The sequence below is a fragment of the Streptomyces sp. NPDC107546 genome, assembly GCF_055639175.1.
In genome coordinates, this window is the sequence record NZ_JBVKBA010000006.1 from 35,642 (window position 1) to 57,613 (window position 21,972).

Below are 21,972 nucleotides of genomic sequence, written 5' to 3' on the forward strand. Positions count from 1 at the left end.
GCAGGTGGGCCAGGCTCAGTCATGTCGGCTCAGGATCGTAATTCATTCATCGAGCCAGAACGTTCTGAACCGGGTCTTGTCAGCCGCCCCCCTGAACGTCTGCCCTGCGAGGGTCATGGTCTGCTCGACCAATGGCGCACAGATTCCCCGACAGACATTCCTCGAGGTTCCTCCGTAGACCACGTCGTAACCATTCTTGTCCGCCCAGTTAAATATGGCTTCTTCTGCATGTTCATAGGCCGGGTTTCCGTCCTTGGTGACTCGACCAGGAACGAGCTGGCCAGGAATGAATTCCTCGCCCTCCTTCAGGACGTTTTCACCGATTACACTAATATCCTTGCCGCCAGCCAGTGAAATCTTCTCACTGATTTCACCAGTCACCTTGTGGCGCACACCGATGACAGCGACCGTCGACCAACCGTGACCCTTGCCCCACTGGTCCCTCAATTCCTGGGCGCGCTTTTGGGCAGCAATCGCCTTGGACTTGAAACAGTTGTGAACGAGGACGGGGGTGTCCCCGGCCTCCACGTAGTACGTGTGGAGGGTGCCGATGGTGAGGTCGTAGGTCGTGGTGTGCGCGTGGTAGAGGCGGACACCGGTGACCTGGGCCGTGCCGGTCGGGGTCTGGAGGACGTCGCCAGCCTTGAGGTCCTTGGCCTCGATGAACGCCGACCGGGTCTCGTCGTAGAACGGGTGGTGGAAGGTCGTCGTCAGGTGCGCGCCCTGCGCGTCCTTCTCACCCGCGTCGGACTTGGCATGTTGGGTCGTCGAGACCGGGCTGACCGCTGCCACCGGAGCCGTTGCCGACTGGTCGGCGTGACCGTGGCCCGCCGCCAGGGCGCCCAGTACCGCAGCCGAGGCCGCCAGGCCGAAGGCCGCCTTGCGTGCCGCCTTCTTGGCCAGGGACTTCGCCCCCGCCTTCAGGCCGGACTTCGTCCCATCCTTCACCGCCTGCTTGGCACCGGACTCGGCCGTCGCCTTGACCGTCAGGTCGACGAAGTCGTGGTCGGTGTGGGTGACGATGACCGCGGTGACCTTGTGGGCCTCCGTGCCCGCAACGCCCGGCACCGAGTTGGCGATGGTGTCACCGACCTTCACCTGGTCGATGGCCTTGGTCGTGCCATCCGCCATCAGAACCCTTGTGCCTGCAGTAAAACTGTGACACTCGTCTTCGGCGGACCCCCCAGGCTCATCCGAATGCGACTGAGCCCGAGTCCCGGCCCCCTCCGACTCCGCCGCCGAGGCAGCCTGGTCCGTCGCGTCCGCCGCCGCTGAATCAGCCGCCTCCGTGGCCCCCTTGCCGAACAGGCCGCCCACCACCGACATCGCCTTGGGAGCCACCTTGGCCAGCAGCTTGCCGCCCAGTTCGCCCATGGCACCGCCCAGCGCACCAGCCGCCGCGCCCTCCAGAGCCGAGCCCGCGAACGCGCCCACGCTGCAGTCGCCACCGCCGTTCTGCGCGCACTTGAAGCCCTGCTCCACCAGGGAGCCGGCCGCGCCCGCCAGCGCCGCACAGCCGATCGTGCCAACGCCCCAGGTGGCCGCCTCACAGCCCGCGAACACCGCCGTGGAGACCACGAACGAGGTGATCGCCGCCGCGTGGTGCTTGACGTACGTCGCCGCCGTCTTCACGGCCGAGACCGTCGCGTGGTACGCGGTCCTGGCCACCGAGGCGACCTTGTGCGCCGCCTTCTTCACCACGCTCACCGCTTCGTGCGCGTAGTGCTTGGCCGCCCGCCACGCCCGGTGCACCACACTCGAGACGTGGTGATAGGCCGAGTGCACCGCATGCACCACATGGCGATACCAGCGTCTGACATGCCGTGCGGCGTAGTGATAGATCCGCCGCGTGTAGCGCACCGTCGCCCGGTACACGTCCCGCACATGGCTCACGAACCGGTGCGCCGCGTGCTTGACCGCGCTCACCGCGTGGTGCACCGCCTGGCGCGCCCGGTGGTACAGGTGGGTCGCCGCCTTCTTCGCCGCGTGCCAGGCGCTCTTGGCCTTGCTCACCACGTGCTTGGCCGCCTGCACCTCGCACGACCCCGTCCACCAGGAGCAGTGACCGGACGGGTCCGTGCCCTCCATCGGGTTGTCCGCGACGTAGGCGAACGGGTTCGCCGCCGCAGAGTTCGGCACCGGGTTCGGCGAGAAGCTGTCCTTGTTCCGGAACTGGCCCGTGCCAGGGTCGTACCAGCGTGAGGCCGTGCCCACGTCACCCGTGCCGGGTTCCGTCCAGCCCGACTGGAAGCCCAGATGCCCGGCGATCGTGTTCGTCGGCGAGACCACCTTGCCCAGCGGGTCGTACGACACCGAACCCGCCAGCCCCGTCGCACCCGAGGTGAAGGTGCCCACCACGTCGTTGTGCTGGTCCGTCAGGGCCAGGACGCCGGTGCCGCCGGCCGGCTTGATGCCGACCAGGCCGCCCGAGGGGTCGTAGGTGTAGGTGTTGTCGCCGTCCGAGGCGATCGTGTTGCCCGCGCCCGAGTACTGGAAGGTGCGCGACGACCCGATCGTGGTGTCCGTGTCGGTGATGTTCCGGCCGGTCGCGTCGAGCGTGTAGGACTGCGTGCCCGCCACGATCTGGTCGCCGAACGCGTCCGTCCTGAACGCCATCGTGCCGCTCGCCGACGACTGCTGCGTCATCGTGCCGCGCGCGGAGTAGTCGTAGGAGTTCACTCCGTCCGACGTCAGCTCGTCACGCTCGTCGTACGTGTACACGTTCGAGCCGTTGCGGATGCGGTTGCCCGACGCGTCGTACGCGTACTGCGTGGTCGTCGTGCCGTTGTTCCACGACGTAAGGCGGTCCGCCCAGTCGTAGGTGTAGGTGTTCGACGACGCGCCCGAGACACCCGTCGTCGTCTTCGACGTCAGGTTGCCGTTCTTGTCGTAGCCGTAGGAGAAGCTCGCCAGCGTGGAGGCGCCCTGGACCAGGGTGTCGCCCGTCAGTTCGTGCGCGCTGTTGTAGGTGAACGTGCGGGTCTGGCCCGTCGATCCGTACTTGATCGACTTCAGCTCGTTCAGTACCCCGTATCCGTACGTCAGATGCGTGCCCGTGGCCGCGTCGTCCAGGGAGGCCAGGCGGCCCGCCGAGTCGTAGCCGTAGTTCGTGGTGCCTGCCGCGTCCGTGCGGGAGAGCACCTGGCCGTCGTCGTTGTACGAGAAGCTGGACGAGCCCGCCGAGCCGGAGGTCGTGAGCAGGTCACCGCGGTCGTCGTAGGTGAACGCGTCGTGCGTGGCCGCCTGGTGGTCCGCCGCGCCGGTGGTGCCGGCTTCGGTGGTGTCCGCGCTCAGCACGCGGCCGTCCGCGTCGTAGGTGAAGCTCCGGGTCGCCGTCGCCGCGTCCGCACCCGTGCCGGACATCTGCTTCAGCTGGCCCAGCGTGTCGTACGTCATCGACGTGGTCGTGCCGCCCGGCTGCGTCACGTTCGTCAGCTGCCCGTCCGCGTCGTACGCGTACGTCGTGGTCGAGTCCGCCGCCGAGGAGTACTTCGCCGTCGTCGGCTCGATCACCTTCTCCTGCTGGCCCCACGGCGTGTACGTGTAACGCCAGGAGTTGCCGCGGCCGTCGGTGAACCGGGTCCGCTGGCCCGCCGCGTCGTAGCCGAACGTCGTCGTGATCGACGTGGAGGCGTCGACCGGCTGGATCTCCTGGGTGAGGGTGCCCGCCGCGTCGTACGTGAAGTGGCTGCTGTGTCCGTTCGCGTCCGTCGCCGAGATGACGTTGCCGTTGCCGTCGTAGCTCTGCGACGTCTGCGCCAACACGTTGTTGTTCGCGTCGTACTGGGTGCTCTGCACCGGGGCGCCGGAGGCGTTGTAGTCCGTCTCCGACGAGGTGCCGTCCGGCAGGATCGTCTTCTGGCGGTTGCCCTCGAAGTCGTACGTGTACCGGGTGGTGTTGCCCGCCCCGTCCGTCACCGAGGTGATGTCACCGGCCCGGTTGTAGGCGTACGACGTCTGCACACCGCCGGGTGTGGTGGTCGACGCCAGGTGCGCGCCGTAGGGGTTGCCGGAGGTGACCGCGTAGGAGTTCGTGGTCGTCAGCGTCTTCGTCGACGGGTAGCGCTCCAGCGTGCTCTGGGTGAGCGGGCGGCCCAGGAAGTCGTACGTCGCCTGGGTCTGCGCGCCCGTGCCGTCCGTCGCGGACAGCTCGTCGCCGTTGGTGTCGTAGGTGGCGTGGGTCTTGGTGCCGTCCGGTTCGGTGATCTGGGCGACGTTGCCCATCTGGTCGTACAGGTACGACGTGGTCCTGCCACCCGGCGTCGTCACCGAGGTCTGGTTGCCCTCGCTGTCGTACGTCCACACCGTGGTGCCCGCGTTCGGCGTCGAGGCGCCGGCGGGCGTGTACGGAGGCAGGGTCTCGGAGACCTTGTTGCCGACCGCGTCGTACGCCGTCGTCGTGGTCAGACCGTTTGGGTCCTGCTCCTCGACCGCCTCACCGAAGGTGTTGAAACCGGAGGTGGTGACCGGGTGGACGGTGACCGGGTTGGTGCCGTCCGCCTCCGCCTGCACGGCCGGCGCGGTGGTGACCGCCAGGTTGCCGGCCTCGTCGTACTGGTAGGTGGTGGTGTTCTGCTCGGCGTCCGTCATGGACGTCGGCAGGCCCCGCTTGTCGTACGTCCACTTCGTCGTCTGCTCGTCGGACGAGCCGACCGTGCCGCCGGTGCGGCCCTTGCCGTACAGGGAGGAGACGTCGGAGGCGGACAGGGCGCGCTGGTAGACCTGCGTGTTGGACACCGCGCCGGCGACCACGTCGGAGACCGTGCCGCCCGCGGTCTTCGTTCCGCCGATCGACAGCGGTCCGGTGCCGGTCCACGGCGTGGTGTCGGTGGCCGTACCCGCGAGTGCGCCGTCGACGTACAGCTTCATCGCGCCGGTGGCGGCGTCGAAGGTGCCGACCAGGTGCGTCCAGGTGTTCAGCGTCGGTGCAGTGGACGCCTTGGCGTCGTAGAACGCGGACGGGGAGGTCGCGTCCTGGCCGGCTATGTGGAAGCGGTAGGCGTTGTCGGCCTTGGAGTACTGAAGGTAGAAGGAAGCCCGGTTGGTGCCGCCCTGCGCCACGAACGTGCGGTAGGTGGAGGTGTCGGTGAGCTTCACCCACGCCGAGACGGTGTACGAGGCGGTGGTGTCCAGGACCGGGCTGTTCGTGGCGACGACGTCGCCGTGGCCCGAGGTGTCGCCGCTGAACTGGGCGGCGTCGTCGGACCAGGTCACGCCCGCTCCGGCGGTGGCGGTGTTGCCGCTGCCGGAGGCGTCGGTGACGTTGGTGCCGGAGGTCTGGTTCAGCTTCCACCAGCCCGCGGGGTGACCGGAGGCGTCCCCGTACAGCGTCTCGCTGAGCAGGTTGCCCATGTCGTCGTAGGTGCTGGTGACGGTGCGGTCGTAGCCCGAGGAGTCGTGGTCGTTCTGGCTGGCGACCTGGTCGTCCGGCGTGTACGAGACCGTGGTGACGCGGTCCACGCCGGTCGGGTCGATGGTGGTGGAGGTGGTGCGGGAGGCCGCGTCGACCGCGTAGTCGGTGACGTTCTCGCCGTTGTCCGTGGTCTTGGAGACCAGGTTGCCGGCGGCGTCGTAGGTGTTGGACTCCAGGACGTAGGCGCTGGAGCCGTCGGCGCTCTTCTTGGTCGCCGTCGCGAGCAGGCCATCGTCGGTGTACGTGTACGACGTGGTGCTGCCCATGGCGTCGGTCACCGACGCGAGGCGTCCGGACGGGTCGTAGGCGCGCGAGGACTCGACGAGGAGGCTCGGGGTCTGCGGGTTGACCGGGTCGCCCTTGTACATCAGGCCCTGGGTGAGCAGGTTGCCCTCGGCGTCGTACGTGTAGTCGATCTCGTTGCCCGCGCTGGAGACCTCCTTGGTCTTGTTGCCGGAGGTGTCGTACGAGTACGTCGTGGTGTTGCCGTAGGACGCGCCCGCCGCGACGTTGGCGTCGGACTCGGTCGCCACGTGGTCGTAGTCGTCGTAGGTCCAGGTCCTGGTGCGGGCCTGGTCGCCGCCGCTGCCGTCGGAGACGGACTGCGAGGTGACGTTGCCGTCGTCGTCGAAGACGGTGGTGGTGACGGCGGAGTGGGTGGCGCCGGTGACCCGGTCGGTGAGCTGCGGGTCGTGCTCCTCGGTGACCTGGCCGGCCGCGTCGTACTTGTAGGTGGTGGTCAGGCCGCCTGGGTAGGTGTCCGAGACGACCTTCTGGCTGGTGACCTGGCCGAGCCCGTCGTAGGTGTACTGGGTGACCAGGCCGATGGCGTCGGTGGTGGAGGCCACGTCGCCGTCGGAGAAGTAGGAGACCTGGTTGACCGCGCCGCCGGGGCTGACGGTCTTCACCGGCAGGCCCTTGGGCACCACGCCGCCGTCGGCGGACGGGTAGGCGCTGGTGCCGTCGCTGTAGACGGTCGTGGTGGTGCGGCCGCTGGGGAAGCCGGGGACGGCGGGGCCGGTGACGGCGGTCTGGTTGCCCGCCGAGTCGTAGGTGTACGACGTCAGGTAGGTGTTGTCGGTGGCGGACGAGGAACGGCCGTCACGCGCGGTCAGCACCTGGTCGTTGCGCGGGTCGGCGGTGGTCAGCTGGGCCGTGGTGTCGTCCGGGTAGTACGTGTAGTACTCGGTGTTGCACCTGTTCGCGGCCTGGTCCTGGCAGGTCGTCGAGGAGACGATGTTGCCGCGCACGTCATGGCCGGTGACGGTCATGGCGCCGTTGGGGTCGACGACCGTGTGCTCGAAGCCGGCGGTGTCGTAGCCGAAGCTGGTCCTGTTGCCGAGGGCGTCGGTCTCGGTCAGGGCGCGGTTGCCGTGGGTGACGTCGTAGGTGTAGGTGAGCGTCGCGTTGGTCGGCGTGGTGACCCTGACCGTCTCGACGGGCAGCAGGCCGGTGGAGTTCGTCGCCGCCTGGAACTGCCCGTTCACGTCGCCCGCGGACAGCTCGGACCGGTAGGTGGCGACCTCGGCGACCGAGCCGTTGAAGTAGGTGACGTATCCGGTGTTGGACGTGCTGCTGGCGTGGGCCTCGTCGGGCCAGGAGCCGCCGATGTAGCCGGCGCCGACGGAGAGGTACGGCTGGTTGCTCATGGCGGCGGTGCCGCTCTGGGTGCCGACCAGCGTGTCGTCGAGGTACAGCGACTGGCTGGAGGCCGACGACGACAGCACCACGTGGTGCCACTTGCCGTCGGTGACGGCGGCGGAGGAGGCGAGCGGCTTGCCGGCGCCACCGGCGAACCAGAACTCGCCGTAGAGCTTGCCGCTGCTGCCGACGTACAGCACGGGCGTGTAGTTGCCGGGCGTCGTCCCCGAGCTCAGCGGGTCCCGGGAGGTGCCGAGCAACACCCCGCCCGCGGTCGAGGTCTTGAACCACAGGCCGACCGATTCCGAACCGGAGCCGGGCACGGCGCCGTTCGGCAGGCTGACATACGAGGTGCTGCCGTTGAACGAGGCCGTGGTGTGGTCGCTGAACGGTCCCGAGGCGCCGAGCGTGACCGCGTTGTAGGTGCCGGTGCCGCCGCGCACCTCGTTCAGCGCCTGGGACGCGCCGGCCGCCTCACCGAAGCGGAAGTACTGGTTCGGGGCGGCGCCCAGCACCGCGCCGCGGTAGGTGTTGCTGGAGCCGGTGACCGTCGGGGCGCCCGGCTTCCACACGCCGCCGTTCTCGTCGGTGAGCTGGGTGAGGGTGGTGGCCGAGTCGTAGGTCATCGCCGCGAACGTCTTGCCGGACGGGCGCGTGATGGAGGTCAGCAGGCTGGTGCTGTGCGTGCCGTACTTGTACAGCTCGCTGACGTCGGCGGCCTGCAGCGGGCGGCTGTACCAGGCGGCGTCCGCGATGGAGCCGTTGAAGTAGGTGGGGTAGCCGTAGCCGGAGGAGGTGGAGTAGTTCGGCTCGTCGGGCCAGCTGCCGCCGAGGAAGCCGGTGCCGAGGTAGTTGAACGACTGGTTCTTGCCGAAGGCGGTCGCGCTCTTGATGGAGACGGAACCGGTGCGCGAGCCGACCTTGGTGTTGTCCAGGTACAGGCTCTGGGAGTTGCCCGCCGCGGACAGCACCACGTGGTGCCACCTGCCGTCGGCGACCGAGGCGGAGGACACGATCGGGTTGACGCCGCCGCTGTACCAGAACTCGGCGTTCAGCTTGCCGTCGGTGCCGACGTAGATGGACGGCGTGTAGAAGCCGGCGGCCTGGCCGGAGCCGATGGGCTGGGAGGCGTAGGAGTAGATGACGCCGGGGCCCTGGGAGGTCTTGAACCACAGGGAGAGCGCACCGGAGTCGGTGTCGTTGCCGAGGTTCTTCGGCAGGGAGATGTCGGAGGACGTGCCGTTGAAGCCGGCCGCGGTCGCCGAGGAGCCGGTCAGCGGGCCGGGCTGGCCCAGGGTGACGTTCTCGTAGGTGGCGTTGGTGGTGCCCTCGTTGGCCAGGACGCTGTCCTTGGCCGTGGTGCCCGAGGACTCCGACAGCGGCCAGAAGGTGTGCGGGTCCAGGTCGAGAGCGGCGTTGCGGTAGCCGGAGCCGCTGGTGTAGCCGTACGTCGTGCACTTGGTGGTGGACACCGGCGAGCAGACCGTCGTCAGCTGGTCGCCGCTGTAGCCGTAGGTCCAGGTCTGGACGGTGGAGGAGTCGCCGGAGGTGACCGGGTCGGTGACCACGGTCGCCACGTGCGCGGCCTGGGCGCCGGTGGGCGTGGACCAGGTCAGGTTGAGCGAGCGGCCCGAGACCGCGGAGGTCATCTTGGTGATGTGGCCGCTGGTCCAGGTGAGGTTCACCGACCGCCCGTTGGCGTCGGTCACCGAGGTCAGGCCGTAGGCGCCGGAGCCCAGGGACTGGGTGAAGGTGTAGACGGTGTCGTCCTTGTCGGTCAGCGTGTAGCCGCCGGTGACCGACTTGAACGTGGCGAAGCGGCCGTTGCCGGGCGTGAAGGTGCCGTCGCTGTTCTTGCCGTAGCCGACCTCGGAGCCGTCGGGGTAGGTGATGTAGACGCTGGAGACCGCGCCGGAGGCGTTGTACTGCTCGGTGGCCCTGGAGTCGAAGATGCTCGACCAGCCGGAGCCGAACGCGCCCGCCCAGCGCGGGTCGCGGGAGTTGTAGTCGCGCTCCACGTCCAGGGACGGGCCGACCGTGGAGATCGAGGCGTCGGTGTCGGACGTCGTGTAGTTGCCGATGGAGGCGTCGAAGCCGTGGTCGCTGCTGTTCTGCGACAGACCCGAGGTGATCACCCGCTGCGGCACCTCGACGGACATCGCGTACGGGGTGGCCGTGGAGTAGAGGTTGGTGGCGGAGTCGTACGCCTGGACGGCCCAGGTGTAGTTCTTGCCCCAGGCCAGCTTCCCGGCGGGGACGGTCCAGTCACCGGTGGAGACAAGGCCGGAGTCGGCGACCTTGGCGCCGGTGGAGTCGAAGACCTGGAAGAGGTACTGGTTGCTGCTGCCGCTGGTGGAGTTGGCGCCGCCCGCCCATGCGGTCAGCTCCGGGGTGGTGGTGTACTCGACCGCGTTGTCGTTCGGGAACTGCTCGTACAGCTGCGGCGCGGTGTTGCCGTTGTAGGTGACCTCGATCCAGGGGCCCTTGTTCGGGTCGTTGAAGGAGCCGAACTGCTTCCAGTGCAGGGTGTCGGTCGTCGACGCGTAGACCGCCAGGCCGTAGTCGTTGGTGGTGCCGTTGAACCAGCCCTGGATGGCCGAGGTGGACAGCGCGACGGTCACCCAGTCGCCGACGCTACGGTCGGCCGCGGTGTTGGCGCAGGCGTTGGGCACGCTCGGGGTGGCGTTGCCGATCGAGGAGCCCTTGGATGGGCCCGGGTAGCTGGTGACGGACTCGGGGGACCAGGAGCTGGTCACGAGAGCGACGTCGAAACGTTCCGCCGTGCAGGTGGAGGCCCAGGTGTCGAACAGGTGCAGGTTGGCGGCAGTGACGGTGTTCTTGCTGCCGTCCCAGGCGGTGTCCCAGTGGTTGACGAAGCTGTTGGCCGAGTGGGTGCCGGAGTCGTAGGAGCCGACCTTGATGGTCTGCTCGTAGGAGTGGTCGACGTTGTTGCCGGATCCGGACTCGGCGTAGGTGGTGGTCCAGCCGTCGTCCACGGTCGGGTCGACGGTGACCGGGAAGACGCGGTGCGCGTCGTGCAGCCAGCGGCTGTCCAGGGTCACCCGCAGCGCGTAGCCGTCCCTGTCGTGGACCAGCTCGGTGGTGACGTCGTGGGTGGTGGCCGGGTCGCCGGAGCGGCGGTTCACCTTCGAGTCGTACGCGTACGCCGGAGGGATGCGCTCGACGGTCTTGCCGGCGGAGTCCTCGAGGTCGATCCAGCCGTTGTCGCGCTGGACGGGGGTGAGGCCCTTGAGGGTCAGCGGGAAGGTCCAGGTGGTGCCGGCGTCCGCGGAGTGCAGGACGACCGACTCCTTCACACCGGTGGCGGTGGGGGCGAGCTTCAGGTCCGTGGCGTCGAGGACGCCCGCGTAGGTGACGGTGGAGCCGTGTGCGGTGCCCTCGGCGGGAGCGGCGCCCTTGAGGGCGTAGGCGACGCGGTGCGCGGAGTCGGTCGCGAGGGAGGCGAGGGCGGGGTCGGTGGCCTTGGCGCCGAAGTCGACGGCGAGGGAGTTGGCCTTCTCGTGCCAGCGGCCGTCCGGGCCGGCCCGCACGTCCACGTCGATCGGCGCCCATCTGCCCTTGCCGACCTGGTAGTTGACCGGTGACAGATGCATCTGACGGGTGATCGAGCCGTCGGCGTTGTCGTAGACCGTCGCGGTGCGCGAGGACTTGGCGGCGTCGCGCTTGCTGGTCCGGGGGTTGAAGCTGCCGCCGCGACTGCGACCCTGCTTGATGGCGGGCTGGTGCGGGTGGTAGGCGGCCAGTTCACCGCGACCCTTGCCGGGCGCGTGGCCCGCGCCCCGGCCTGCCTCGGTGGCCTTCGCCGACACATGGTGACCGTGCCCCGCGGCCGTACCGGACTGCTGACGGGGCAGGTCGCCCCAGTGCGGGTCGGTGAACCAGCGCGCCATGGAGCTGAGGCTGAGCTGGGGCATCTGGACGGGGCCCAGCTCCACACCCTCGGCCACGGCCTGACTTGTCGTCAACGACAAGGCCAGCGCGGTGAGGAGCAGTACGGCGACGCGGCGACGCGCTCGGTGGACACGGCGAGCGGGGCGGACGCGGCGGAACAACCGAACGCGCACAGCAACGACTCCAACAGTCAGGAAGGGCACAAGAAGCGTGCCGATCTTGCCTGTTGTGAACTTGCCGTGGACAGATCAGGGACATGATCTTGCCTTGGCCTTGACCGGTCCTCGATGAACCTGTCCGGGTCGGCCCTGCTCGCCCGTTTGCGTTTTAAGAACTCCTTTACAGCTTGGGGACATTCTTGACCCGTGCGCCTGATGGTCCGGCGGTCGGCCGGGGGCCGGCGCCCGGTCGGTCAGCTCGCCACCGGGGTACTCGAGGTGTGCCGAGAGACTGCTGTTCACGACCATGTCCATGCCAATCCAGGTGGGCGGCGACGGGACGCGTAGGGTACCTCCCGGGCCGGACGCCGCCGACAGGGGAAGTCGTCCGCGAGGCCGCCGCCTCAGCCGCCGCACTGTCGCAGCATCATCTGCTTGTCGGCCGCCGTCACGGGAAGGTCGTACTTCAGCGACACCTGGGCGAAGCGCACCGAGTAGGCGCAGCGGATCTGTGTGTTCGGGGGCAGCCAGGTCGCCGGGCCGGAGTCGCCCTTCGCGCCATTGGCCGGTCCGTCCACCGGGATCAGGTTCAGCGGGTCGTTGGCGATGTCCTCCCGCTTGTCCTTGGTCCAGCGCGAGGCACCCATCTGCCAGTCGTACGACAGCGGCATGACGTGGTCTATCTGCACTGTCGACGCATGGGACTTGGTCCACTCGATCGTCTTCCCGGTGTACGGGTCATGCAGCGTCATGGAGGTGACGACGCAGTCCGAGCCCGTCCGGAAGTGGACTTTCTCGCCGTCGCGTTTCAGGAGATCGTTTCGCGAGTCGCACCCGTTGTGGGAAAAGGGGATGCCACCCGGGGCCGAGTCGGTCCAGGCATAGCCGAACTTGTCCCGCTCGTACCCCGTCTTGGGGCCGCGGCCCTTCGTCGCCACCTTCTCGATCAGCGACCGGGCCTTCGCCCTGTCCGCGCTCGAAGTGATGGCAGCCAGCCCCGGCTTCGTCCCGTCGGGGTTGTCCAGCGGGTTCACCGCGCGGCCGTCGGCGGCCGTCGGGACGGCGGAACCGGAGGGTCCGCCGTCCGTGGGCGGGGCGAGGCCCTCGCACCCGGTGACCATCAAGCCGGTGGCCAGCAGCGCGGCGGATGCCAGCAGGCCCCGCCGCCTCCCACCACGCTTCCCGACGTGCCGCTCAGTACGCATCGCGCGATGCCCTCCCCTTGCCTGTACCGCCCACGCCGGGCGCGTTCTCCCGGTCTCACGGTAGCCGTCGAGGGGTTGTGTCCCTCACATCGCCTTCGTCATGCGTACGAGAACCGCCCCGCTCACGCCCTGCGACCCGATACGACCGCTCCGACCCGCCAGGACCCGATCCTGCCCGTCAGGACCGAGCCTGCCCGCCAGACCCGTCACGATCCCAGGATCGACGTCAGGAACTCCCCGACCCAGCCCAGCAACTCCCGCCCGACCAGCGGCTTTCCGCCCACCTTCGCCGTCTTGGGGCGGGGCACCAGGGCCTGGTGGACGGCCGGCTTGACGATGGTGCCGGGGTACAGGCGCTTGAGCCGCAGCTCCTGGGACTCCCTCAGCTCGACCGGGGCGAAGCGAACATTGGTGCCCTGCAGGACGATCTCGCCGACACCGCAGGCGCGGGCGAGCATGCGCAGGCCCGCCACCAGCAGGAGGTTCTCGACCGGCTCGGGCAGCTTGCCGTAGCGGTCGACGAGTTCCTCGCGGACGGCCTTGATGTCCTCCTCCGAGTTCACGGATGCGATCGCGCGGTAGGCCTGCAGGCGCAGCCGCTCGCCGGGCGCGTAGTCGTGCGGGACGTGGGCGTCGACAGGCAGCTCGATCTTGACCTCGAGCGGCGCCTCCTCCTCGATCTCGCCGGTCTCCAGCTGGCGCCGGTAGTCCGCGACCGCCTCGCCGACCATCCGCACGTACAGGTCGAAGCCGACGCCCGCGATGTGGCCGGACTGCTCGCCGCCGAGCAGGTTTCCGGCTCCGCGGATCTCCAGGTCCTTCATCGCCACGTACATGCCCGCGCCCATCTCCGTGTGCTGGGCGATGGTCGCCAGTCGCTCGTGGGCGGTCTCGGTGAGCGGCTTCTCCGGCGGGTAGAGGAAGTACGCGTAGCCGCGCTCCCGGCTACGGCCGACGCGACCGCGCAGCTGGTGCAGCTGGGACAGGCCGAAGGTGTCACCGCGCTCCACGATCAGCGTGTTCGCGTTGGAGATGTCGATGCCCGACTCGACGATCGTCGTGGAGACCAGCACATCGAACTTCTTCTCCCAGAAGTCGACGACGACCTGCTCCAGCGCCTGCTCCGACATCTGGCCGTGGGCCGTGGCGATCCGCGCCTCGGGGACGATCTCGCGCAGCCGCGCCGCCGCCCGGTCGATCGACTCCACCCGGTTGTGGATGTAGAAGACCTGGCCCTCGCGCAGCAGCTCACGGCGGATCGCGGCGCCGATCTGCTTCTCCTCGTACGGCCCGACGAAGGTGAGCACCGGGTGCCGCTCCTCCGGCGGGGTGGTGATCGTGGACATCTCGCGGATGCCCGTCACCGCCATCTCGAGGGTCCGGGGGATCGGGGTCGCGGACATCGTCAGCACGTCGACGTTGGCGCGCAGCTTCTTCAGCTGCTCCTTGTGCTCGACGCCGAAGCGCTGCTCCTCGTCGACGATGACCAGACCGAGGTCCTTGAACTTGGTCTCCGACGAGAACAGGCGGTGGGTGCCGATGACGATGTCCACCGAACCCTCGCGCAGGCCCTCCAGGACCGCCTTGGCCTCCGTGTCCGTCTGGAAACGGGACAGGGCCCTCACGTTCACCGGGAACTGGGAGTAGCGGTCGGAGAACGTGCCGAAGTGCTGCTGCACCAGCAGCGTCGTCGGTACGAGGACGGCGACCTGCTTGCCGTCCTGGACCGCCTTGAACGCGGCTCGCACCGCGATCTCCGTCTTGCCGTAGCCGACGTCGCCGCAGATCAGGCGGTCCATCGGGACCGACTTCTCCATGTCCTCCTTGACCTCGGCGATCGTGGTGAGCTGGTCCGGGGTCTCCGCGTACGGGAACGCGTCCTCCAGCTCCCGCTGCCAGGGGGTGTCGGCGCCGAAGGCGTGGCCGGGGGCTGCCATGCGCGCGGAGTACAGCTTGATGAGATCGGCGGCGATCTCCTTGACGGCCTTCTTCGCGCGCGCCTTCGTCTTGGTCCAGTCGGCGCCGCCCAGGCGGTGCAGGGTCGGGGCCTCGCCGCCGACGTACTTGGTGATCTGCTCCAGCTGGTCGGTCGGGATGTACAGGCGGTCGCCGGGCTGGCCGCGCTTGGCCGGGGCGTACTCCACCACCAGGTACTCGCGGGTGGCGCCCTGGACCGTGCGCTGCACCATCTCGATGTAGCGGCCGACGCCGTGCTGCTCGTGGACGATGTAGTCGCCGGACTCCAGGGTCAGCGGGTCGATCGTCTTGCGGCGGCGGGCCGGCATCCGGGCACCGTCGCGGCCGGTCGCCCGCTGGCCGGACAGGTCCGTCTCCGTGAGCACGGCCAGCTTGAGGGCCGGGTCGACGAAGCCGTACTCGATCGAGCCGCACGCCACGTGCACGACCGACGGGGACAGCGCCCCGAGGTCGGCGTCGAGGCGGGCCGCGATGCCCTCGTTGCCCAGCACCTCGACCGTGCGGGACGCCGGGCCGTGGGCCTCGGTGACGAACACGGTGCGCCAGCCGTCGGCGAGCCAGCCCTTGGTGTCGGCGAGCGCCTTGGCGGTGTCGCCGCGGTAGGTCTCGGGCGCGTGCATGCCGAGCGTGAGGGTGTCCCCCGCCGCGTCGGCGGCATATGTCTCCGTGAGGTCGGCGTCCGCGGCGAACGGGGACACCGACCACCACATCATGCCCAGCTCACCGGCCCGGTCCCGGACGTCCGCGAGGGACCACAGGGAGGCGGCGCCGACGTCGATGGGTGCCTCCCCACCGCCGGCGGTGGCCGCCCAGGACGCCTGCAGGAACTCCTGCGAGGTGGCCACCAGGTCCGCGGCGCGCGTGCGCACCCGCTCCGGGTCGCACACGACGGCCATGGCGCCCGCGGGCAGGACGTCGAGCAGCAGCTCCATGTCGTCGACGAGGACGGGTGCGAGGGACTCCATGCCCTCCACGGCGATCCCCTCGGCGATCTTGCCGAGCAGTTCGCCCAGCTCCGGGTGGTCCTCGGCGAGGGCGGCCGCGCGCCGACGCACGTCGTCGGTGAGCAGCAGCTCCCGGCAGGGCGGTGCCCACAGACCGTGCTCGGCGACCTCCAGGGAGCGCTGGTCGGCGACCTTGAAGTAGCGGATCTCCTCGACGTCGTCGCCCCAGAACTCGATGCGCAGGGGGTGTTCCTCGGTGGGCGGGAAGACGTCCAGGATGCCGCCGCGCACGGCGAACTCACCGCGCTTCTCCACCAGCTCCACGCGGGAGTACGCGGCGGCGGCCAGGGCCTCCACGATGTCGTTCAGGTCGGCGCTCTGGCCGGTTCTCAGGGACACCGGTTCCAGGTCGCCGAGGCCCTTGACCTGGGGCTGGAGCACGGAACGCACGGGGGCTACGACGACGGAGACCGGGCCGGTCTCGGGGTCGTCGGAGCTCGGGTGGGCGAGCCGTCTCAGGACGGCGAGGCGGCGGCCGACGGTGTCGCTGCGGGGGCTGAGGCGCTCGTGCGGGAGGGTCTCCCAGGACGGGTACTCCACGACGCCGTCGGGCGGCAGCAGGGACCGCAGCGCGGCCGCGAGGTCCTCGGCCTCCCGGCCGGTCGCGGTCACGGCGAGGACGGGCCTGCCCGCGTCCCGGGCGAGTGCGGCCACGGTGAAGGGGCGTGCCGCCGGGGGGCCGACGAGGTCGACGTGCATACGGTTGCCGTCGGTCGCGGCCTTGACCGCTTCCGCGAGTGCGGCGTCCTTGACTACGGCGTCGAGCAGACCGTGCAGGCTCATGGAGGGGCATCCGTCCCGGGGTGGGCAACACGAACACCCGGCCGCGAGATTTTCTGGGGCCGGGGTTGTCCAGCGTACGACGCCGGGCGCGTGGTCGTCGGGGCTGTGGGCAACCCCGGCCGAGGAGCGGCACCGTCATGGTCCCTCACCTCGGCCGCAGGGCGCGAAAGCGGGGCCGGCAGGGCGCGAAAGCGGGGCCGGGCCCGCTGGCACTCACTCCATCGGACCCGGCCCGTCCCCGTAACCCCCGTCTCCCGGCTACTCCGTCGCGATCGCGTTCAGTACGTTCATCCGGCCCGCCCGGAACGCCGGGATCAGGGCCGCGAACAGGCCCACGAAGGCCGAGGCGATGAAGACGCTCGTGATGGTGCCCCACGGGATCTGGAGGACGTTCAGGCCCTCCAGGGCGAGGAGCTTCTGGGCCGTGGCGCCCCACCCCATGCCCAGGCCGAGTCCCAGCAGGGCGCCGAAGAGGGCGATCACCACCGACTCCAGGCGGATCATGCGGCGCAGCTGGCGGCGGGAGAGACCGATCGCCCTCAGCAGGCCGATCTCCCTCGTCCGCTCCACCACCGACAGGGCCAGCGTGTTCACCACGCCCAGGACCGCGACGATGATCGCGAGGGCGAGCAGGCCGTAGACCATGTTGAGCAGCTGGCCGACCTGGTCCTTCAGCTCCTTCTTGTAGTCGGTCTGGTCGCGCACCTGGTACTGCGGGTACTGCTTCATCGACTGCTTCAGCGCCGCGTACGCCTGCTTCTCCTGGCCCTTCTCGGCCTTGGCGAACATGATCTGGTTCGGCGGGATCTTGTTCTTCGGGACGTACTTCTCCATGGTCGCGATGCTCATGTAGCGGGCGCCCTGGTCGAGGGCGGTGTCGTCGCTGGTGATCGCCGCGACCTTGAGCTTCGCCGTCCGGCCGCCCTTGAAGGCGACGGTGATGGTGTCGCCGACGTGCACGCCGTGCTTCTTGGCGTAGTCGGAGCCGACCGACATGGCGTCGTCGCCGTAGGCGGCGGACAGGGTGCCCTGCGTGGTCGTGCGACGCAGGTCGTCGGCGTACGAGGGGTCCGCGGCCGTGACCCCGGTGTCGTCGGCCTTGCCGTCCGGCGAGGTGAGGGTGGCGTCGAGCATCTTGTAGCGGGTGACGTGCGCCAGATGCGGACTCTGCTGCATGGCCTTCTCGGCCTGCGGCACGATCCGCTGGTTGCCCTGGACGATGAAGTCCGCGCCGACCGACTTGTCCAGCTCGCTGGTGGCCGAGGCCACCATCGAGGAGCCGACCACCGAGAGGCAGGCGACCAGTGCGAGGCCGATCATCAGGGCCGCGCCGGTGGCGCCGGTGCGGCGCGGGTTGCGCAGGGCGTTGCGCTCGGCCATGCGGCCCACCGGGCCGAAGGCCCGCAGCAGCACCGCGCTGATCACCCGGACCACCCCGCCCGCCAGCAGTGGGCCGATGACCACGAAGCCGATCAGGGTCAGCACCACGCCGACGCCGAGGACGAGCGAGCCGTCGCTCGCCTTCTTGGCACTCGCCGCCGCGTACAGGGCGGCGGCACCGGCGCCCGTGAGGACGAGCCCGATCAGGGCGCGCACCCGGCCCGCCTTGCCGTCGGCCGGCGTGCCGGCGTCCCGCAGGGCGGCCATCGGGGAGACCTTGCCGGCGCGGCGGGCCGGCAGGTAGGCGGCCAGGACGGTGACGACGACACCCAGGACCAGGCCGGCCACCGGTGTGGTCGCCTTGATCGTCAGGTCCCGCGTCGACAGGTCCATGCCCATCGAGCCCATGACCTTCATCAGGCCGATCGCGATACCGACACCCGCGCCCACACCGAGGACCGACCCCAGGACACCCAGCAGCAGCGCCTCGACCAGCACGGACCGGTTGACCTGCCGGCGGGAGGAGCCGATCGCCCGCATCAGGCCGATCTCCCGCGTCCGCTGGGCGACCAGCATGGAGAAGGTGTTGATGATCAGGAAGATGCCGACCAGGAACGCGATCCCGGCGAAGCCGAGCATGGCGTACTTGATGACGTTCATGAACTGACCGACGCCCTGGCGGTTCTCGTCGGCGTTCTCCTTGGCGGTCTGGACCTTGAAGGACCCGGTCCCGGCGAGTGTCCGTGTGACGTTCTGCTTCAGCTGCTCGTCCGACACACCGGACGCCGCGGTGACGTTGATGTTCGTGAACCGGTCGGCCGTCCCGAGCAGTTCGCGCTGCGCGGTGGCGGTGTCGAAGTAGACGACCGCGGCACCGGGGTTGGTCACCTTGAAGGTGGCGATGCCGACGATCCGCGCCCGGAAGTCACCGGTCTGCGCGATGGTGCGCAGCTCGTCGCCCAGCTTGAGGTGGTGCTTGTCGGCGGTGTCGGCGTCGACCATCATCTCGGTCGGCCCGCGCGGGGCGTGACCGGACGTGATCTCCATCGACCGCAGGTCGTTGCTCGTCCAGTTGCCGGCGATCGTCGGGGCGCCGGTGGAGGAGCCCATGTTCTCGTTGTCGCTGTCGACGACGGTCACGTTCATCGAACTGACGCCGCCCTCGACCGACTTGACGCCCCCGGCGTGCCGGGCCTTGTCCAGCACCGAGGCGGGCAGCGATTCGGGCACGCCGTTCTGCGGGGTCTCGTCGCTCTTGGCGACCTTCGGCGAGACGGTCACGTCGGACGCCGTCACCGCGAACAGCTTGTCGAACGTCGTGTTCATCGTGTCCGTGAACACGAGCGTGCCGCACACGAACGCCACCGACAGCAGGACCGCTACGGCCGACAGCGCCATGCGCCCCTTGTGCGCGAAGAAGTTGCGCAGCGAGGTCTTCAGGACGGTCATGACGTGCGCCCCCGGGCGTCGAAGTCCTTCATGCGGTCCAGGACCGTGTCCGCGGTCGGCTTGAGCATCTCGTCGACGATCCGGCCGTCGGCCAGGTACAGCACGCGGTCGGCGTAGGAGGCGGCGACCGGGTCGTGCGTGACCATGACGATGGTCTGGCCGAGCTCGTCCACGGACCGGCGCAGGAAGCCCAGCACCTCCGCGCCCGCGCGGGAGTCGAGGTTTCCGGTCGGCTCGTCACCGAAGATGATCTCGGGGCGGGCGGCCAGGGCGCGGGCCACGGCCACGCGCTGCTGCTGTCCGCCGGAGAGCTGGCCGGGCCGGTGCTTGAGCCGCCCGGCGAGCCCGACGGTCTCCACTACCCGGTCCAGCCACGCCTTGTCCGGCTTACGACCGGCGATGTCCATGGGCAGCGTGATGTTCTCGATCGCGTTCAGGGTGGGCAGCAGGTTGAACGCCTGGAAGATGAACCCGATGCGGTCCCGGCGCAGCTGGGTGAGCTTCTTGTCCTTCAGGCCCGTGATCTCGGTCTCGTCGAGGAAGATCTGGCCGCTCGTCACGGTGTCGAGCCCGGCGAGGCAGTGCATCAGTGTGGACTTGCCGGACCCCGAGGGGCCCATGATGGCGGTGAACTGGCCGCGGGCGATGTCCACGTCGACGTGGTCGAGGGCGACGACCCGCGTCTCCCCCGCCCCGTACGCCTTCACGACCTGCCGAGCCCGTGCGGCAACGGCCGTACGCCCTCCAGTGCCCCCGTGCCTGGGAATGGTCACGGCCGATGTCATGGTGAATCCCCTTTGGTCCATCAATGAATTACATGCGCGTGGGTGCGCTGATCGCTGTCGGTCGGTGCCGATCGGGTCGATCGGGTCGATCGGGTCGATCGGTGTGATGAGTACGCCGGTCAGTCTGGTGCCGACGCACGGTCCGGCGCGCTGGTGCCCGGACCCGTCCTCCGCTGGGGAAAACCCCACCCCCTCTGGTGCGGCCGGCGCGACCCCCGTGCGCCCCGACCGCTCCCCAGCGGCGTAAAGCCAGGCTAAGGAACGGGCCCGGTCCCTCTCGTCCTCCGGTGGGACGAGCCCTCCCCGAGCCCTGATACGGAGGAACCCCTAGGGGGCCTCCACCTCGAGGTGGACCGGCCTCGGGGCTTGCCTCCACCCGTCGGCCCACCCACCCTCCACCCTGACGTCGCGTGAGGGTCAACTCTCCCCAGGCAGGGGCCGCGAGTGAGAGGGTGTCGTACGGCAGATACGTGCACAGGGAAACGACCGGGGAGAGGATTCCTGTGGACCAGGGGGAGACGGGCATACGGACCGCTGCGGCCGGGCGCACCCAGGGCGCGACGCGGCGCCGCGGGGCCGTCGTCGCCGCGCTGATGCTGGCGATGGCGCTGGCCGCGCTGGACTCGACGATCGTCTCGACAGCCGTACCGCAGATCGTCGGCGACCTCGGCGGTTTCTCCGTCTTCTCGTGGCTGTTCTCCGGCTATCTGCTGGCCGTGACGGTGACGCTGCCCGTCTACGGCAAGCTGTCCGACACCTTCGGCCGCAAGCCGGTGCTGATCGCGGGCGCGTCCGTCTTCCTGCTGGGCTCGCTGCTCTGCGCGCTCGCCTGGAACATGGGCGCGCTGATCGCGTTCCGCATCGTGCAGGGCCTGGGCGGCGGCGCCCTGCAGGGCACGGTGCAGACGCTCGCAGCCGACCTGTATCCGCTGAAGGAGCGTCCGAAGATCCAGGCGAAGCTGTCCACGGTGTGGGCGGTGTCCGCGGTGGCGGGCCCGGGGCTCGGCGGGGTGTTCGCCGCGTACGCGGACTGGCGGTGGATCTTCCTGGTCAACCTGCCGATCGGGGCGGTCGCGCTGTGGCTGATCGTCCGCCATCTGCACGAGCCGAACCGGGAGTCGGGCCGGCGCCCCCGCGTCGACTGGGCGGGCGCCCTCGCGGTGTTCGCGTGCGGGGGCGTGCTGCTGACGGCGCTGGTGCAGGGCGGGGTGGCCTGGCCGTGGCTGTCGGTGCCGTCGCTGGCGCTGTTCGGGACGGGGCTCGCCTCGGTCGCGGTGGTGGTGGCGGTGGAACGCCGGGCGGCTGAGCCGATCATCCCGGGGTGGGTGTGGCGGCGCCGTACGATCGCCGCGGTCAATCTGGCGCTCGGCGCGCTGGGGCTGCTGATGGTGGCCCCGTCGGTCTTCCTGCCGACGTACGCCCAGGCGGTGCTCGGTCTCGCCCCGGTGACGGCCGGGTTCGTCCTGTCCGTGTGGACGCTGAGCTGGCCGGTGTCGGCGGCGCTCAGCCAGCACGTGTACCGGCGCATCGGCTTCCGTGACACGGCGATCCTGGGCATCGGCCTGGCCGCGCTGCTCCTGCTGGCGTTCCCGTTCCTGCCCTACCCCGGCTCGCCCTGGCAGCCGGCCCTCCTGATGCTCCTGCTGGGCGGCGCGCTGGGCCTGTTCCAGCTGCCGCTGATCGTGGGCGTGCAGTCGACGGTCGGCTGGGCGGAGCGCGGGACGACGACGGCGTCCGTCCTGTTCTGCCGTCAGACCGGCCAGACGATCGGGGCGTCGGTGTTCGGCGCGGTCGCCAACGGGGTGCTGGCGTCCCGGCTGGGCGGGTCGGGCGACCTGGACGCGGTGACGCGCGGCCTGAACGCGGGCACCACGCCGGAGGCGACCCGCCGGGCGATCGCGGACGCGGTGCACGCCGTGTACCTGGGCGCGTCGTGCGCGGCCGCGTTGGCGTTCCTGGTGCTGCTGTTCGCGGCCCCGCGGACATTCCCGGTACTCAAGGACTGAGCGGCCCCTACCCGTACGGACTCGCCGCGCTCACCACCTGCGAGAACGCGGCGTCCCGAACCGTCCTCGACGCAACGGATTCGCCGCCGTCGCGGACATCACGCTCGTCGGCCGCCCCGGCATCCGCTACCGGCGCCCGCTGACTGCTCCTCACGACACCGCCGGCACCGGCACGGAGTAAACCGCACACTCCGACAATTCCCGCTCCCGTCCCACCCGTTGACTTCGCTCTCCCCCGGCTCTACGTTCGGCGCGCCAT

6 protein-coding genes are annotated in these 21,972 nt (G+C 69.7%); 1 reads left to right on the plus strand and 5 read right to left on the minus strand.

Going from position 1 to position 21,972, the window contains the following annotated elements:
- Positions 1–42: 42 nt before the first annotated feature.
- The 5 genes from ACZ7L1_RS10630 to ACZ7L1_RS10650 form a co-directional block, all read right to left on the minus strand.
- Positions 43–11,139 (minus strand): LamG-like jellyroll fold domain-containing protein, encoded by an 11,097-nt coding sequence (locus ACZ7L1_RS10630; RefSeq protein WP_471435975.1) that lies wholly within the window; start codon positions 11,137–11,139, stop codon positions 43–45.
- A gap of 389 nt (positions 11,140–11,528) precedes the next feature.
- Positions 11,529–12,245, minus strand: a complete 717-nt coding sequence (locus tag ACZ7L1_RS10635; protein WP_471436393.1) for an HNH endonuclease family protein — start codon at positions 12,243–12,245, stop codon at positions 11,529–11,531.
- A 290-nt stretch (positions 12,246–12,535) separates the two neighbouring features.
- On the minus strand, positions 12,536–16,093 hold the full coding sequence (gene mfd / locus ACZ7L1_RS10640) for a transcription-repair coupling factor (RefSeq protein WP_471435977.1): 3,558 nt from the start codon (positions 16,091–16,093) through the stop codon (positions 12,536–12,538).
- Between the two features lie 258 nt (positions 16,094–16,351).
- The gene (locus tag ACZ7L1_RS10645) at positions 16,352–18,922 is read right to left on the minus strand and encodes an ABC transporter permease (protein WP_471435979.1); all 2,571 of its coding nucleotides are present in this window, start codon (positions 18,920–18,922) and stop codon (positions 16,352–16,354) included.
- Complete coding sequence (locus tag ACZ7L1_RS10650; protein WP_471435981.1) at positions 18,919–19,707, minus strand: ABC transporter ATP-binding protein; 789 nt, start codon at positions 19,705–19,707, stop codon at positions 18,919–18,921. The genes ACZ7L1_RS10645 and ACZ7L1_RS10650 overlap by 4 nt, the downstream gene beginning before the upstream one ends.
- Before the next feature lie 503 nt (positions 19,708–20,210).
- On the opposite strand from ACZ7L1_RS10650, the gene ACZ7L1_RS10655 reads away from it, so the two are divergent.
- Complete coding sequence (locus ACZ7L1_RS10655; RefSeq protein WP_471435983.1) at positions 20,211–21,713, plus strand: MFS transporter; 1,503 nt, start codon at positions 20,211–20,213, stop codon at positions 21,711–21,713.
- The last annotated feature ends 259 nt before the right edge of the window (positions 21,714–21,972 follow it).

Coding starts and splice junctions, on each gene's coding strand:
- mfd (WP_471435977.1), bottom strand. CDS start 16,093: ATGAGCCTGCACGGTCTGCTCGACGCCGTAGTCAAGGACGCCGCACTC.
- ACZ7L1_RS10650 (WP_471435981.1), bottom strand. CDS start 19,707: ATGACATCGGCCGTGACCATTCCCAGGCACGGGGGCACTGGAGGGCGT.
- ACZ7L1_RS10645 (WP_471435979.1), bottom strand. CDS start 18,922: ATGACCGTCCTGAAGACCTCGCTGCGCAACTTCTTCGCGCACAAGGGG.
- ACZ7L1_RS10635 (WP_471436393.1), bottom strand. CDS start 12,245: ATGGTCACCGGGTGCGAGGGCCTCGCCCCGCCCACGGACGGCGGACCC.